This is a genomic window from Chryseobacterium sp., from assembly GCF_041914225.1.
In the GTDB taxonomy this organism is placed as follows: Bacteria; Bacteroidota; Bacteroidia; order Flavobacteriales; family Weeksellaceae; genus Chryseobacterium.
This window is the reverse complement of the sequence record NZ_JAYSDT010000043.1, coordinates 17,292-33,899: the sequence shown is the minus strand read 5'-3', so window position 1 is coordinate 33,899 and position 16,608 is coordinate 17,292. Positions and strand designations below refer to the sequence as shown.

At 37.9% G+C, this 16,608-nt stretch carries 13 protein-coding genes and 1 pseudogene; 5 read left to right on the top strand and 9 right to left on the bottom strand.

Translation table 11 applies throughout. The features are described from left to right. Window positions 1-234: 234 nt before the first annotated feature. Together ACE3RB_RS16115 and ACE3RB_RS16110 are read right to left on the bottom strand one after the other, a co-directional pair. Window positions 235-927 (bottom strand): MBL fold metallo-hydrolase, encoded by a 693-nt coding sequence (locus ACE3RB_RS16115; RefSeq protein WP_374465144.1) that lies wholly within the window; start codon window positions 925-927, stop codon window positions 235-237. A gap of 55 nt (window positions 928-982) precedes the next feature. Beyond that, window positions 983-1,570 carry a Crp/Fnr family transcriptional regulator gene (locus tag ACE3RB_RS16110; protein WP_374465143.1) on the bottom strand — a complete coding sequence of 196 codons (588 nt, stop codon included), beginning with the start codon at window positions 1,568-1,570 and terminating at the stop codon, window positions 983-985. A gap of 193 nt (window positions 1,571-1,763) precedes the next feature. On the opposite strand from ACE3RB_RS16110, the gene ACE3RB_RS16105 reads away from it, so the two are divergent. From ACE3RB_RS16105 to ACE3RB_RS16085, 5 genes and pseudogenes are all read left to right on the top strand, one after another. Then, window positions 1,764-2,588, top strand: coding sequence for a 5'-nucleotidase, lipoprotein e(P4) family (locus tag ACE3RB_RS16105; RefSeq protein WP_374465142.1), 825 nt, complete (start codon window positions 1,764-1,766; stop codon window positions 2,586-2,588). 98 nt (window positions 2,589-2,686) lie between these two features. Beyond that, window positions 2,687-3,286: a TetR/AcrR family transcriptional regulator gene (locus ACE3RB_RS16100; protein ID WP_374465141.1), complete on the top strand. Its 600-nt coding sequence runs from the start codon at window positions 2,687-2,689 to the stop codon at window positions 3,284-3,286. Between the two features lie 59 nt (window positions 3,287-3,345). Then, window positions 3,346-4,626: an MFS transporter gene (locus tag ACE3RB_RS16095; RefSeq protein WP_374465140.1), complete on the top strand. Its 1,281-nt coding sequence runs from the start codon at window positions 3,346-3,348 to the stop codon at window positions 4,624-4,626. Window positions 4,627-4,631: 5 nt separating this feature from the next. Then, complete coding sequence (locus tag ACE3RB_RS16090) at window positions 4,632-5,186, top strand: cysteine hydrolase family protein (RefSeq protein ID WP_374465139.1); 555 nt, start codon at window positions 4,632-4,634, stop codon at window positions 5,184-5,186. A gap of 118 nt (window positions 5,187-5,304) precedes the next feature. Then, a pseudogene (locus ACE3RB_RS16085) lies at window positions 5,305-5,720 on the top strand (EamA family transporter). 375 nt (window positions 5,721-6,095) lie between these two features. On the opposite strand, the gene ACE3RB_RS16080 reads toward ACE3RB_RS16085, so the two are convergent. The 7 genes from ACE3RB_RS16080 to ACE3RB_RS16050 form a co-directional block, all read right to left on the bottom strand. Beyond that, window positions 6,096-6,935: an SH3 domain-containing protein gene (locus tag ACE3RB_RS16080; protein WP_374465138.1), complete on the bottom strand. Its 840-nt coding sequence runs from the start codon at window positions 6,933-6,935 to the stop codon at window positions 6,096-6,098. 21 nt (window positions 6,936-6,956) lie between these two features. After that, window positions 6,957-7,784 carry a 50S ribosomal protein L11 methyltransferase gene (prmA, locus tag ACE3RB_RS16075; RefSeq protein ID WP_374465137.1) on the bottom strand — a complete coding sequence of 276 codons (828 nt, stop codon included), beginning with the start codon at window positions 7,782-7,784 and terminating at the stop codon, window positions 6,957-6,959. A 444-nt stretch (window positions 7,785-8,228) separates the two neighbouring features. Continuing rightward, on the bottom strand, window positions 8,229-8,942 hold the full coding sequence (locus ACE3RB_RS16070; RefSeq protein WP_374465136.1) for a 3-ketoacyl-ACP reductase: 714 nt from the start codon (window positions 8,940-8,942) through the stop codon (window positions 8,229-8,231). Between the two features lie 348 nt (window positions 8,943-9,290). Then, complete coding sequence (locus ACE3RB_RS16065; RefSeq protein ID WP_374465135.1) at window positions 9,291-10,877, bottom strand: calcineurin-like phosphoesterase C-terminal domain-containing protein; 1,587 nt, start codon at window positions 10,875-10,877, stop codon at window positions 9,291-9,293. A 45-nt stretch (window positions 10,878-10,922) separates the two neighbouring features. Beyond that, entirely contained in the window at window positions 10,923-12,371 is a 1,449-nt protein-coding gene (locus ACE3RB_RS16060; protein ID WP_374465134.1) for a SusD/RagB family nutrient-binding outer membrane lipoprotein, read from the bottom strand. A gap of 11 nt (window positions 12,372-12,382) precedes the next feature. Continuing rightward, window positions 12,383-15,346, bottom strand: a complete 2,964-nt coding sequence (locus ACE3RB_RS16055; RefSeq protein ID WP_374465133.1) for a SusC/RagA family TonB-linked outer membrane protein — start codon at window positions 15,344-15,346, stop codon at window positions 12,383-12,385. Window positions 15,347-15,836: 490 nt separating this feature from the next. Further along, window positions 15,837-16,583 carry a glycerophosphodiester phosphodiesterase gene (locus ACE3RB_RS16050; protein ID WP_374465132.1) on the bottom strand — a complete coding sequence of 249 codons (747 nt, stop codon included), beginning with the start codon at window positions 16,581-16,583 and terminating at the stop codon, window positions 15,837-15,839. Between the last annotated feature and the right edge of the window lie 25 nt (window positions 16,584-16,608).

Sequence of the window (16,608 nt, the reverse complement as noted above, 5' to 3'; positions counted from 1 at the left end):
CATCTGCCTTCTAAGCAGACGGTCAAAGGTTCGAATCCTTTCGCGCTCACTTAAAAGACTTACTGTAAACAGTGAGTCTTTTTTATTATCACTCAAAATTATTTACAGCGAAAATTAGAGCATCCCGATTTTAATCAGATAGTCAAAGGAATGTTCTGATTAATCTGAAAAAAGATAAAGCCGCAGATAAAGCGGCCTGGATATTCATATTTTCACTTGAAATTACAGCACAAACTATCTTTCAATAGTTGCCTTACTGCATTTAGCCACAAACCGCTCAAACTTTCGGTCTTTATTGTGCAAGACCGGCCCGTGACCGAAGCAGATAATGGAAGGGTTCAGTTCTGCTAACTTTTGGAGTGATTTTATATTTCGCTGCTGGTCTGAAGTGAACATGTTTGGCGGAAGGTGCAGACCGGCAGCTGTAGTAAGCAGGTTCATATTTGTTGAAGCATCGCCGATGATCAGTACCCCATCCTGCTCACGAAATAAAGAAATATGGCCTGCCGAATGTCCGGGTGTCTCTATTACCCGGAAGTTTCCTATGGTGTCATTTTCAACGACTGTCTTTTCAACTTTATGTCCCTGACCCGCCCAATATTTTTGCTGAAGCTTTGCTATCCAATGTTGCGGCGCTGGGTAGTCGATTGTTACCATACCTGTTTCTGTTCTTAACACTTCGTTAGGATGACATAGCAAAGGGATACCGAATTCAGCACATATCTGATCACTGCAGCCCTGGTGATCTGCATGCGCATGCGTCAGTATATGTTGATAAACGGGAATTTTCCCGATAGCTTTTTTTACAGTGGCATATGAGCTCCGTATTCCTGCGTCTACCAATATACCTTCGATAATATAACTGTTGATACTGTTTCGCGGCATCAGTGGAATATGGAACACTTCGGGAGCAATTTGACGTAGCATAGATTTTTTTGTGCAAATCTACAGTGATGATCAGGACTGCATAAGGACATTTGTCCTATAATGCGTTAGGTTTATGAATCTGTCCCTTTGCCCGTGTAAGCGATCGTTGTGTAATGCCCAGATAAGATGCAAGATCCTGTGTGCTTACGCGTCGTACAAGCATTGGTTCGTTAAAAAGGACATGATGGTATTTATCCAAAGCTGACTTATTATTATAATTCAGCAGATAACTTTCCTTTTGATTATACTCCTGCTCCATCACGGATCTGATAACTCCGTTCCATGAAGTAACCTGCTCAATCAAATGTCCATAGTCTGGGTAGCTGATTCTATAGATGACACTATCTTCTATAGTTCTGATACTCCTTCTGGATTTTTCCTGTGCCACAAACTCCGGAAATGAGGTGGCAAATTCATTTTCAAATTTGAAACAGGTAATATTTTCCTTTCCTTCTTTATCAACAGCATATGCTTTTACAGCGCCACTAACGATAAACCCAATATAACGGCAGACTTCATCTTCATGAATAAAAAAATCACCTTTTTTCAGGCTGACCGGTTTGAAAAACTGCGAAGAAAAGTTGATTTCATCTGCTGACAGCTCTCCTGTAGAGTATAGGTAATTTTCAAATAGGTTAGTCATTTCAAAATTTTTCGTCTTTTTCAAATTCAATATTCAAATCTAATAATTATTATACATTCATCCACATCCTTTTTTAGTTACTTTAGCCATACACATTACCAGATATAAACTCCCCGATTGCTGACCGTGACTTTCTTTCTATTTCGTCAATCTATCAAATTGTCATAAATTTGTCTGACTCTATTCTAATCCAATGAAAAATCTCACCTTCATTATTGCAGGCAGTCTTTTGGTTCTGACTACATCGTGCAAAGCTCCGGCTCCGGTTTCAAAGGCTGCCATTCAAGATACACCTTACCAGAATCTTGGACTTCACGGGAAAATATATGGTGCATTTTATCAGCAGCGGGCAGCCGAATATGAAGCTTTATGCCTTCAGGCTTACAATATTGCAAAACTCCGTTTAGACGAGGCCCTGGCAAAGAAATCAGAAAAACCGCTGGCTATTGTTTCAGATATTGATGAAACTTTCCTGGACAATTCGTATTACGCAGTTGAGCGTTCAAAAACAGGCAAAGGATATGATCAGGCAACATGGGAAGAATGGACAGCAAAAGGCATTGCAACACCTCTTACCGGTTCTCAGGAATTTTATCAGTATGTAGCAAGCAAAGGTATTCAGGTTTTTTATGTGACCAACCGTAAGGAGCAGGAACGTGCAGGTACATTAAAGAATCTGAAAAAATACAATTTTCCTCTTCAAGATGACTCCCATCTTATTCTTCGTACGAAAGAAAGCAGCAAAGAGAACCGAAGACAGGACATTGCTAAAAATTATAACATTGTTTTACTGTTAGGCGACAATCTTGCCGACTTCTCCAGCCTGTTTGATAATAAATCAGAAGCTGAACGTTCTGCAGCAGTGAAGAGTTCCGCGGATGATTTTGGTAAAAAATTCATTATTATTCCAAATGTAGGATATGGTGACTGGGAGTCTTCATTTTATCATTACAAATACGATTATACCAATCAACAGAAAGATTCTATGATGTATAATGCGGTAAAGGATACTCCTTAGAAATCAAAAATAAAGATTAATTCTTACAGCAATACAATATTTTGACAAAATTTGTTTTTTTGTCAAAATGTTGTATTTTTGTATCCATATTTAAAAAAATGTCATCTCAAACCGAACAAGACCAACTTTCACAGCAAATCCTGGAAACCGCTTCAGGACTGTATCTGAAGTATGGCCTGAAGAAAGTGACCATGGATGATATTTCCAAAGCTGTTGGTAAAAGCCGAACGTCTATTTATTATTACTATAAAAACCGTGAGGAAGTTTTCCAGGCTGTTCTGGACAATCTTATCAAAGAAGTTATTGCTGAGATTGATGCCAATATGAAGAAAAGAAATACTTTCGAAGAAAAAATCAAAGAGTTTTGTATTTCTAAAGTAAAGACTTCGGAAGAAAGGTCTTCATTTTTCAGAGCAATAGAAGCAGGAATGGACAATGAAGAAAGATCAAAGCATATTATCGGAGCCCATAACCAGATGATGGAAGCAGAGAGAAATCTTCTGCTCAATTTATTTTCAGCCAGTATTAAGAGTAACGAGATCCCAACAGTCACTATTGAGGAACAGGAAGCGATTATTTTTATCCTGCTGAGCAGCATCAGAGGGATCAGGCGTGAAATGGGTTTAAAAAATAATTTTGAAAACCTGAATAATACAGTAACTACTCTGACCTCTATGGTTATTAAACATATCAGTTAAAATTTTTTATCCAAATTTTGACATTTTTACATTATTTGTTAAAAAGTTTATTTTAAAATATGAATAAATTAAGTAATATCAGTACATTCCGGGCGTTCAGAAGCACGAATTATACGTTGTACTTTTTTGGGCGTTCTGTATCTCAATTTGGAACATGGATGCAGCGTACAGCGGTAGTATGGGTTGTATACAGCATGACGCAATCTGCATTTATGCTGGGGCTGACCATTTTTGCGGAACAGTTTCCGTCTTTTCTATTTTCAGCATTCGGAGGGGTAGCAGCCGATCGGTATAACCGGTATAAAATCATACAGATCACCCAGATTTTATCATTAATCCAGGCTTCTTTACTGGCTTTCCTGGTCATGACAGGACACCAGAATATCTGGAGTTTTATCATATTAAGTGTTTTTCTGGGCATCATCAATGCTTATGATATTCCGGCACGTCAGGCGATGATCAATGAAGTGGTAACGGATGATGAAGATCTTCCGAGCGCCCTTTCACTGAGTGCAGCTATGGCAAGTATTGCAAAATTAGCAGGCCCTGCCCTATCCGGGATCATTCTGCAAAAATTCGGGGCAGGTACCTGTTTTCTGATCAATGCAGCCAGTTTTGCAGCAGTAATGGTTTCCATTTCTTTGATGAAAATAAAGATTGTTTCCAAAAAGCCAACTAAAAAAGGAACTTTCACTGAACTGGCCGAAGGTTTCAGATATCTGAAAAAAGAGCCTTCCATCAGTCTGGTGATCATTATGCTGAGCATTACGGGTTTACTGATCTTACCTTATGACACCTTAGTTCCGGTTTATGCTAAAGAAATTTTCAAAGGGGATGCCAAGACATTCGGGTATATATCAAGTTTTATCGGAATCGGGGCTGTTCTGGGCACTGTATTTCTGGCTTCGTTAAAAAAAGGAGCATCCATGAGGAATATTCTTATCCTGAGTACAATTATCCTGAGTATCGGGCTGATTCTTTTTTCATATGCCACCAATTTCTACTGGTCCATGTTCTTTGCTGCACTAACGGGATTGGGAGGTGTTGCACAGTTTACCACCTGTAATATTATTGTGCAATCTGAAGTCATCCCGGAAATGCGTTCCCGGGCAATAAGCATACTGCTGACTGCTATATTCGGAATGCTTCCTTTGGGAAGTGTACTGATCGGGTTTGTTTCAGAGAAAATAGGCGCTCCCAGAACCTTATTGCTGGAAGGGATTGCAGGAATTGTAATTGCCGTTGTCTTCAGAAACTTATTGTTTAAGAAGAATAAAACAAAATCTGTCAACGAAGAATTACTGGAAGAATCCGAGGAACAATTTATCAATAAAATATAATAACAATGGAAAAAACAAACAAAGCATTGCTGGTAATGGATATGCAATCGGCTATCGTCAATACATTACCTGATACAACAGCATTGATCTCTAATACCAAAGAGGTTATCCGGACCTCAAGAAACCGTAATATTCCTGTCATTTATATTACTGTAAGCTTCAGACAGGGAATGCCGGAGATCAGTGCAAATAATAAAGCCTTTTCGGCCATAAAACCCCGCATGGCAGATATTGACATGAAAGAATGGGCAGCAATTCATCCGGAGCTCACTCCTGAAGAAAATGATATTGTTATGACCAAACGGAGATTCAGTGCTTTTACAGGAAGTGATCTTGAAGTGGTCCTTCGTGGACTGGGTATTCAGCATCTGGTACTGACAGGTGTATCGACCAGCGGCGTTATTTTATCTACCCTAAGAGAAGCTGCGGATAAAGATTATCAGCTTACCGTGATTGAAGATTGCTGTAAAGATGGCGACGAAGAGGTACACCGCGTACTGATGAATAAAGTATTCCCTAGACAGGCTGATATTACTGCGGCAAGTGACTGGATACAGTAAGTAAGAAAATGCAATCTTCTTTTGCTTATTTTGGCTATCTTTAAGTAAAGAATACGAGGACGATCATTAAAAAATGGAGAGACTTAATACTGATTAATAATTTTTAAAACATTAAAATATGTGGTGGGTATATGCAATTCTTTCAGCTTTTTTTGCTTCCTTGACTGCAGTTTTTGCCAAAATTGGAATCACAGGAGTTAACTCAAACCTGGCAACAGCCATAAGAAGCGTTATTATTTTACTGGTAGCCTGGGGAATTGTCTTCGCACGAAGTGAATACAAGGGAATCCCTGCACTTTCCAGACATAATCTTATCTATATTGCCGTTTCCGGAGTGGCAACAGGACTTTCATGGATATTTTATTTTAAAGCCCTGCAAATCGGAAGGTGACCCAGGTTGCCCCTGTAGATAAATTAAGCGTAGCACTGACTATTGTCCTTTCTGTTGTATTTCTCGGAGAATCCCTCACGTTAAAGACAGCCATAGGAGCGCTATTGATCATCGCAGGTACAATACTCTTAATTTTTGAATAAAAGCATACAGATCATCTTATCCGTTTCATTGGTTTAAAATACCGCTTCAACGGCTTATTTCGCTGAATCAGCAGAAATTTTGCACATTGAAAGAACAGTACATACTACTTTTACAGTGTAAACATAACCGAAAGGCCATTGGATTATCTTAATTAGTATGTAAAACATTGGTTAAGGATCAATAAAAATCTTTTTGTGCACTTTAATTCCTTGCAGCTTTTAATGGCTCAACTATACACTTAATCATGTTTTGAGTAGGATTGGCTTGTTCCAGTCCTATTTTTTATGCTTAAACCTATTTTAAGGCATAAAGCTTTATTAAAGAAGAAAACCGCTGTAAGTACAACGGTTTTCATGTATTGAGAATAAATACTATTACTTCAGTTTGTAAGAGCTTCCGTTCCACAGATAGGTTTTGGAAGATTGCTTTTTCTTTTCCCTGTCTTTCTCATCTACCTCCATATCTTCCACTTTCAGGATAAATACATTGGGCATCCCTCCTTTATCATTCGGGAAAACAAATTCTTCACTATGATAAAAAGCACCGGCGTCACCCACATTCATCAATTGTGGAAGAGCAATCAGTTTTTTATCTTTAAAAAGAACATACTGATCATAGCCGGCTATTCCACAGGCTTCACCAGAAACTCCCACTTTAAGGGTGAATTCGACATTCTGCAGTTTGTGGCTGCTTTCTATATTGAAAGATCCGGAGCTAAGCTCTTCTCCTTTTCCGGTATCAAAATACACCTCATCAATGAGTGTATTTCCCTCCATCACTTTTATTCCGGCAATGTTCTGTTTTTCGATCTCATTCAATTCTCTGTTCTTCCTGTCAATTGTTTTGGAAAGTCCGAAAAGGAAATCATATCCGTTTTTGTTACGGTACCCTACACAAAGGTTACCTCCCCAGACGTATCCTTCCAAAGTATTGTCACCTTTCTGGTAAGATATTTTATACCAGTTCGCGGCTCTTTCTCCTAATTTCAGAACGCCTTCTTCTTTTTTAAGAATCATTACCTGCTGATTGGTTTGAAGTGAATCTACAATCTGGCCATTCACTCCCGGATCCAGTCTTACACGGGTCCAATCTGTAAAGATCTTCTGTGTTTTATTTTCTTCGAAACCAAAGATACCATCTGCATATGCTTCATTTTCCTGAGCGGCAAAAAACTGCAGCATCAGTAAGAATAAAGCTGTCCATAACGTTTTCATATCCGTATTTTGTTTTGTGTGTTATTTTTGAAGCAGAAGACTTACCCACTCTTCACGCTGCAACTGTTTTTTCAGCTCAAGTCCGCTTTCCCTGCATACTTCCAGAATATCATCTACATCAAAGAAACACAATCCTGAAAGCAATAATTTCCCTCCGTCATTCAATACTGAAACATAAGTTGGGATATCTGAAATAAGGATATTTCTGTTGATATTGGCCAGGATAATATCATAATTCTCTTTCCCTAAGTTTTCAGCAGTTCCCTGTTCAATATCCAGTTCTACATTGTTTCTAACCGCATTTTCTTTGGAGTTTTCCACTGACCATTCGTCGATATCAATAGCTTTTGTATCTCCTGCGCCCTGCTGTTTTGCATAAATGGCCAATACGGAAGTTCCGCATCCCATATCCAATACTTTCTTACCATTGAAATCAATATCCATCATCTGCTGGATCATCAGATGGGTAGTAGGGTGATGTCCCGTTCCGAAAGACATTTTAGGCTGGATAATAATTTCATGCATTCCCGGTACAGATTCGTGGAACTCTGCTCTGATCAATACTTTATCATCAATATTGATGGGAGAGAAATTCTTTTCCCATTCTTCGTTCCAGTTGATATTCGGCATTTCTTCGAAAGAATATTCGATTTTTACGTTTTCGTTTTCAAAGATCGGAAGGGCTTTCAACTGATCCTCGTTAAACAAATCTGTCTGGATATATCCTAAAATTCCGTCAATTTCTTCTGTAAAGCTGTCAAAACCTATTTCTATAAGCTCTGCCATTAAAATCTCATTCCAGGGTTGTAATGGAGAAATTTTGAAATTGAATTCTAAATAATTTTGCATGTGAATAATTTGCTGCAAAAATACTAATGTTATTACGGTTAAAAAAATGATGGAGTCATTTTTGGCTGAAACGGGGGATTTTTATTTTTTTTATTACACGGATTTTTTTAATGTAATCTCAAAAGTTATCATTTCTCCCACAGATTACACGAATGACACGGATGATTGCGCATAGTATATTCAATAGAGGCGGGCTTTAGCCCGTCTTAAAAATCATGAAAAAATCCATTGGCTTTAGCCAAAACCTATTATAAACACTTGGAAATAAATTATAAGATTGTTTTTTGTGAAATGCTAAAAATTCTAAGTTTTGGCTAAAGCCTAAATAGAAATGTAAAAAAGAAAGCGGGCTAAAGCCCGCTCCTATTGAATTTTGTATTCAAGATAAAGGAAAAGTCTTCTGACAACTTTAAACCTTAAACCTTGAACTTTAAATTTAAATTTTTATGGATTCGTAGAGAAAATAGAACCGTTAGCAATCAACGCTCTTCTATTCATTTTCAGGATATCTCTTACCCATTCTGCAAAGTCTTCCGGCTGTAATACTTTATCAGGATTTCCATCTGTAAGGCCACCCTGGATGCTCATATCAGAAGCAATAGTACTTGGAGTAAGCGTGATAACACGGATATTTTGTTTTCTCCATTCTGCCATCATGGATTGTGACAGAGATACTACTGCTGCCTTTGAAGCGGCATATGCCGACATATTCGGTCCTCCTTTCAGACCTGCAGTAGAGGCTACGTTTACGATATCACCTTCTCCTTTAGCTTTCATGAACGGATAAGCTGCTTTAGCTGCATAATACACCCCGAAAAGATTAGTTTTGATAACCTGCTCCCAAGTTTCGGAAGGCATTTCTTCGATGGATCCAAAGTCTCCGATTCCTGCATTGTTGATTAGAATATCAATTCCTCCCAATTGCTGTGCTAAAGATTCTATTCCAGCTTTTACCTGAATTTCATTGTCTACAGAAAATACTGCGTATGCTGAATGTACTCCTAATTTTTTGATTTCTTCAACCGTCATTTTAAGATTCTCTTCATTTCTTCCTGTAATGGCAACGTTTACTCCTTCATTGGCTAAAGCTAATGCTACAGCTTTTCCCAGTCCTCTTCCACCACCTGTTACGATGGCATTTTTTCCTTTTATATTCATAGTAATGATACTTTTCTTGATACAAAGTTACAAAAGAACATTTTTACGAAGCATTGAAAACATAGATTTAACTTATATTTTATTTAACCACAAAAGTCACAAAAGATGATTAACATTGAGAAATTTAAACGTTGTAATCACTCTTCATAAAAGTTCATATAAGATAAAACATATTTTTTTTATATAAAACCTAAGTGTACTTCATTAAACTTAAATTACAATTTAAAGAAGTGAGTTTTTAAAAACTTTTGTGACTTTTGTGGTTTATCTATGCTTCATTAAAAATTAAAACCGGCTCATGAGAACCGGTTTCAAATCTAAAAAAGGTATAGTAAAAAAATAAAAAGCTTAAGGAATCTGGATTGGATTCTGTACTTCAAACTCTTCTGAAGCAGAGAATTCATTTCCATACATATCAACAGCCTTCACCTCAACTTTATGTTTTCCCAATGATAATTTTTTCGGAAAATCAGCTTCCCAGATGTGCTTTGACATTTCAGGGTTGGAAGGTCTTCTTCCGGGAAAAATTTTCTCTGTAAAATCCCATTTGAAAACGGAAAGGGCAAAATTCGGGTCGATGGTTTCATCATATTCCATTTCTTCCCATTTTCCACCGTCTATTCTGTATTCTACTTTGTCTTTTTTGCTTCCCATGAAGAAATTAGCCAATACTTTTGCTGAAGTTCTTGAGGAAGGAATCACTTTCGGAACATATAATTTAATCTGATAATCTTCCGGTTTCCCCGCTGTTCTGTATTTCACTTTATACTGATTGTCTGTAAAGCTGATAAAAGAATATCCTTTTGCAGTTCCGTCTCTCATAGTGGAGGTAGGAAGCCCTGCATCATCCGGTGTTCCTGAGTACCAGTCTCCGCAAGTAGTTCCAACGTTATATTCGTGCAATTCCTTGATTCCGTTCCAGCCTGCTTTTTTTCCATAAAAAATCTGCTGTTGGATGTGTGTATGTGCTGACAGCAGCAAAACATTCTGAAAAGGATTTAAGAAATCAAATAATTTCTGACGGTCCGCATTTCTGAAGTTGTCTTCATTGTTATGCTCCAGCGGAATATGAAAAGAGATGACAATCAGTTTATTTTTATCAACCAGTTTCAGATCGTTTTCAATAAACTGAAGCTGGGCATCACGGAATCCACCCCAATATCCTTTGCCATCTCTCGGATCCGGATAAAGAATATCATCTAAAATGATGAAGTGTACATTACCGTAGTTGAAGGAGTAATTAGCAGGGCCAAAATTGGATTCAAATGTTTCATCGGAAAGCTTATCTTCTTTTGCATCGTAGTTCATGTCATGATTTCCCATCACGTTATACCAAGGTAATTCGACTTCTTTCATCACATCTGCGTAAGGTTTCTGAAGGCTTAGGTTGTCTCCTACCAAATCTCCCAGACTTATTCCCAATACTGCATTTTTTTTGGTGTTCTTTACTTCGTTTACGATTCCTCTTTTGAAGTAATCCAGTTCTTTTTCTGTGTAAGGCTGCGGATCACCGAAAACAAGAATGTCAAAATTTTTGTCTTCTTTTTGCTGATAAAGTGGAAAGTTCAGCTCTTTTGGAAGATCTCCTGTAGGAGCTACTCCTTTGTATTTAAAATCTGCAGGAGAACCTTTGGGTTTATGATGGTAATAGAATTGCGGAAGATTGTTCGCATTTAAAGCAGTCTGATATCCTGACGGCTTGATTACAAAAACAGTCTGATCTTCCTGAACCGGAAGACTGTATCTGCCATTTTTATCCGTAAGAACTACCTGAACACCATTAGAAACAGCTACCCCTTCAATTCCTTTTTCACGGTTTTCTTTCTTTTGATTTTTGTTACTATCTTCGAATACATATCCTGAAACAGAAGCTTGTGAGAATGCCATTGCTGAAACCAGCATGCAAGGCACTAAAAGTTTTATATTGATACTCATCGTTTTTTAATGTTTAAATTATTTTCAATTTTTAAATCCAATTTGTTATTTATTCCACCACATTTTCACGTTGATATTGTCTCCTCCCATTGATTGTACCGCCGCGTTATAATTCTCTGCATTCATCACTTTTGTAGCGGTAGGATACATGAATCTCACAGGCATTTGTCCGCCGTTCTGAAGACCTCCGTTATTAGGAAGCACCGGAAGCTTTGTACGTCTGTATTCATACCATTGCTGGTGATCAACAAAAAACAGTGAAATGTATTTCTGAAGCATAATTTTTTCCAGAGAACCGTCATAGGCTACTTTAGGATTGCTGAAGTAATTGGCCGGAACTGTTGCTCCCCACTGTTCAATGATAGATTTTACTCCTGTTTCGTAGTAAGTTTGCTGGTTTCCTGCAATAATTCCTTTATTAACCAATTCTGCAAGGATAAACTGCACTTCAGAATAGGTCATGATTAAAATCTTTAAAGGTGCTTTCGCCAGGTTCTGGTTCAGATTGGAAGGCTGATAGTTGAAAGATGTTCCCAAAGCGTATCCAGAAGGAGCTCCTTTATAGCCAAGATCTTCTCCTGTCCCTGCTTTCGCTTTCGTAAAAAACATGCTGAGTCTTGGATCATTATTGTCTTTCATGGCATTCACAAAGAACTCACTTGCTGCCCTGTAAGCAGTAAAATCCTGTGGACGGGCTATTGGTGGCAAATAGGGAGATATTCCCGAAAGCGGCAGTACTGTACTGTCTGTATTATTCTGGAAAATGGGATATTGAGCCGGATTATTAACAATTTCCTGAATTCTTTCATAGACATTTACTTCTCCGTTTCGGTTTAAAATTCTGGTCAGTAACCTTAATGAAAGCGAGTTACAGAATTTTTTCCATCCTAAAATACCGGCCTGGCTGTTGGTATTGGCATTATAAAATAAATCTGTTTCCGTTAATGCCTGATTGGTATTGAATAATGAATTGGCCGTTCTCAGGTCATTTAACAGCTGGATGTAAACATCTTTCTGCTTATCATATTTCGGTTTTAAAATATTTTCTTCAACTCTTAATGCTTCGGATAAAGGTATATCACCAAAAGCATCAGTAAGATTGGAGGCAATCCATGCATTCAGCACCATTGAAATAGCCAGATAATTATTATTCTGTTCTTTTGTTGCATATTTTCTGAGATCACTTACCTGCTTAAGCCATCTGTAAGAAGTATTCCAGTAGCCGTTGCCACTTTTTTCGTCCATATAATATCTGCTGTAGGAATTTCCTTCATTGGGAAAATCTAAAGCAATCTGCATGATATCAAAAGTGAAATCATCTGCCCTGTTATAGCCATAACTTCCCATTTCATACTGTATAGGAGCAAGAAGGCTTCCTACGGAAGGATCTTTAATCTTACTCGTATCTGTATTCATCTCCTCGAATGTTCTGTCACAGGATTGAAGCATGAAAACAGAAACTGCCAATGTAAGATGTATGATTATTTTTTTCATTTTTAAAGATTTTAGAATTTAAGATTTAACTGAAAACCAATTGTTCTTGCTGTTGGAAGCTGTCCCATTTCCACTCCCGGAGTGATGGTTGCATTATCCAGCGTAGCTACTTCAGGATCAAACATTGGAAACTTGGTCCACATCCATAAGTTCTTTCCGAATATGGCAATCGTAAGATCATCCAGACCTATAGATTTTATGGTTTCTTTAGGGAAGGAATAAGCAATTCTTGCGTCTCTCAGCTTAATAAAGTCTGTACTGAAACTGTTGGTTTCCACATTGGCTCTTCTGTAGTAATCTCCGTAATAAGAAGATACCAGAACTCCTTTTGTGTTGGTACTGTAAGTTCCGTCAGGATTCTGAACAACCCCGTCTCCTACAATCATTCCGCCAGGATTATCTCTTCCCGGAAGGGTAGATTTCAGCTTACCCTGCTCAGACATTTTATGATGCGACTGAGAATACGCAATACCACCATACTGACCGTCAAATGAGAAGCTTATCGTGAAATTTTTAATCCGGAAATCATTCTGAAGACCAGCCCTCCATTTTGGGAATGCATTTCCTATTTTTTCAATATCTGCAGGTCTTGCCGGAAGTCCGTTGTCTCCGTAAATTACTTTTCCGTCCGGAGTTCTTAGTAATTTAAATCCATACATATCTCCCAGTGAACCTCCTACTTCCATTTTATAGAATACTACATCTCCTACGTTGGAAACGATTCCGTCAAAACCTTCAGGCAGCGTCATCACTCTGTTTTCATTGGTAGACCAGTTTCCGCCAACTTTCCATGAGAAGTCTTTACCTTTTATGGCTAAGATATCTGCTGAAAGTTCCAAACCTCTGTTTCGGATTTTTCCGGCATTAATGATCCTTTTGGAATACCCTGATTCAGTGGGCAACGATACCGGGATAATCTGATTTTCACTGACATTCTGGTAAGCAGTAAAATTAAGGTTCAATCTGTTTTTGAAAAGACTGAAATCCATACCAGCTTCAATATTGGTATTTTTTTCAGGTTTCAGGGAAGGGTTATTAAAAGTTGTAGGCGCTACCACACTTCCTGTAATGTTGCTTGCTGTATAATAATTATCCAGAAGATAAGGATCACTGTCTATTCCTACTTTCGCCCATGAAGCTCTCAGTTTCCATAAGTTCAGGTTATTGCTTTTCAGATTAAAAATATCTGATAAAATGAAACTGGTACTCACTGAGGGATAAAAGAAAGACCTGTTTTGCTTCGGAAGCGTAGAATTCCAGTCATTTCTTCCTGTAATGTCCACAAATATTTTGTTGTCATATCCAAGGGTAAGTAACCCATACACACTGTCTACATGTTTATCTCTTGGCGCGGGATATTTAACCGGAATATTAAGTGCATTGGTAAGGCTGTATTCTCCTGCTGTTTTCAATCCGATGGCCTGATAATCATTCAACAGGTATTCATTATAACGGATACTTCCTCCTGCTGATGCTGAAATACTGAGCTTGTTCCAGTCTGCTTTATAAGAAAATAAAAGGTCGTTATTATATTCCTGGTTTTTGATAAACTGTTCCCTGTAGAAACCTTTCAGATAGTTTGCAGAACTCCATGGTCTTTTGGTTGTTCTTTTTTCATTCAGAATTTCAATCCCTGACCTCAGCATCAGGCTAAAATTCTTATTAAACTGATAATCTGCCGTAATATTTCCTGTAATAGTCTTTTTTCTTACGCCATTCAACATTTCGTAAGCAATCATATAAGGGTTATCGATATAAGAACTGAACGGATGGATCCGATCAACCTGTTCCTGACCCGGCTTCCATATCGGTCTGTACCATTCAAGATCCACATTGGGATTCTGGAAGATCATGAAATAGGAGATCGACTGGTTGTTATATCCCGTCGCAGGAAGGTTATCACTGGTAGTAGTGTTATAAGCAAATTTTGTTGATATTTTTAATTTTTGGGTAAGCTGATGGGCAAATGATAAGGCAAAATTGAACCTGTCGAAGCCTGTATTCGGCATCATCCACTCGTTATTAAGATACGTCAGTGAAGTTCTGAAGCTGGTTTTCTCATTGGAACTTTCTACAGAAATACTGTTTGAATAGTTAGAACCTGCTCTCCAGAAACCTTTGATATTATTTTCATAAGGTCTCCACAATTGCCTTTCCTTGCTTTGTCCCATTACATCAGGATCATACTGGAAATAATATTGTCCGGCGAATTTAGGCCCGAAAGCGCTACTGGTACCACCTGTACTTGGTCCATCCGGGGAAAGGCCATAAGAATAGTAAAAATTTCCTGCTGTATTGGTTGCCAGTGTTCCCTGCCCGTATTCGTATTGCCAGTCCGGCCATTTCAATACTGTATCAAAGCTTGAGGAAGAATTAAAGGTAACTCTCAGTTTTCCGTTTTTCGTTTTTCCGGATTTTGTAGTGATCATTAAGGCTCCGTTGGCAGCACGTGATCCGTATAATGCGGCTGCAGAAGCTCCTTTTAATACGGTTACGGATTCAATATCGTCCGGATTGATACTGTTCAATCCATTTCCAAGATCAATTGGAACATCACCACCGGAACCCGCTCCATAGGCTGCCGTACCTGAACCTGTGGTAGAATTCCCCAATGGCACTCCATCCACTACAATCAGAGCATAGTTATGATCCATCATAATGGATTTTTCCCCTCTCAAGGTAATTCTGGAAGTTCCCAACGGCCCCGCTCCGGCAGTCTGAATTTTAAGACCTGCCACTTTCCCTTCCATTGACTGTGCCCAGTTGTTATTCTGGGTCTCTTCAAATGTTTTGGCTTCTACTTTCTCGGCAACATAACCTAAAGCCCTGTCGTGTCTTTTGATTCCCAAAGCAGTAACCACTACTTCATCAAGTCCTTTAACCGTGTCTTTTTTAGCTTTCTGCTGTGCTGCCAGATTGACGCTGACGAATCCTAACAGCGACAAAACCAACAGTTTTTGTGTCTCTTTACGCATTTCCTTTTTGTTTGCGCAAAATTAGAACGACATTACAAGGAACGTCTTAACACACTTTTAACGTTTCTTAAAAATTTATTAAACCATTTGTTAATCCAGTCTTAATAACATTATATAAATAGCTAATTAACAAACAATTAAGCAATTAAGTATTTTTAATACGGTTTTCAAGCTCTATTTATGTATCTTTATTGTCTTGCGTTGAGATAATACCACACAAAGCAAATAAAATACTGTATTACAATACATTAATATCAAACCTAATCACTTATTTCTTTCATTTATTATTAAAAAGAAGGGTTTAGCCCCTAAAAAAAGCAGCCTGCTTCCATATAAGGGGCAGACTGTATAAATTATTGGTTATTTGCTAAGATGGTTAAAATATTTCGTTAAACCACCCCGTCAAAAATTCTTCGAATTTTTGCCACCCCTCCGGAGGAAGGGAATACGTTGTCCTTCAGTTGTTATATTCTGAAGATTTTAAATTTGTTTATTTATTCTTCAACTGATCAGGAATATTGGTTGTTACAAACCCTATTCCCTGTTTCTTCAGCTCATCATATACGGCAACATCATTCACTGTCCAGGCATTGGTAATTAATCCTAAAGCTTTTGCTTCAGCAATCCATGTCGGGTTTTTCTGGAAAACACTGTAGTGATAATCCATTCCGTCCAATCCTTCTTTTTTAATCTGCTCAGGAGACAGCTCGCCATTCAGGTACTGAACTTTAAAGGATGGAGCCAGTTTTTTGATTTCTTTACAGATATTCAGGCTGAAAGAAATAAACTCACTCTGAGATTCCAGCTTCATATCCCTGATCATTTTAATTGTTTTCTCCGTGATTTCATTTTCTATTTCCGGAGTTTTGGCAGGTTTAATCTCGACAATCAGTTTCAGAGATTTATCTTTTTTTCCCTGCTTCAGATAATCTTTTAAGGTCGGGAATTTTTCTCCGTTGGATAATTTCAATGTTTCCAGCTCTTTGAAAGTAGTTTCTGAAATTTCCATTTTACCATGGTGCTCATCATGATTGATCACCAATACACCGTCTTTTGTCATTCTTACATCAAATTCAGACCCATAAACTTTTAATTTCTGGGCATTTTCCAATGATTGAAGTGAATTTTCCGTGGTAGGAGGCTGAGCCTGGAAATATCCTCTGTGGGCGATGATCTGGGTTTGTGCTTTCATCATAACTGTACTTAAAACTGCTAACCCTAAGATAAAATTTTTCATAATATAATTTAGATTATTAAAAAAA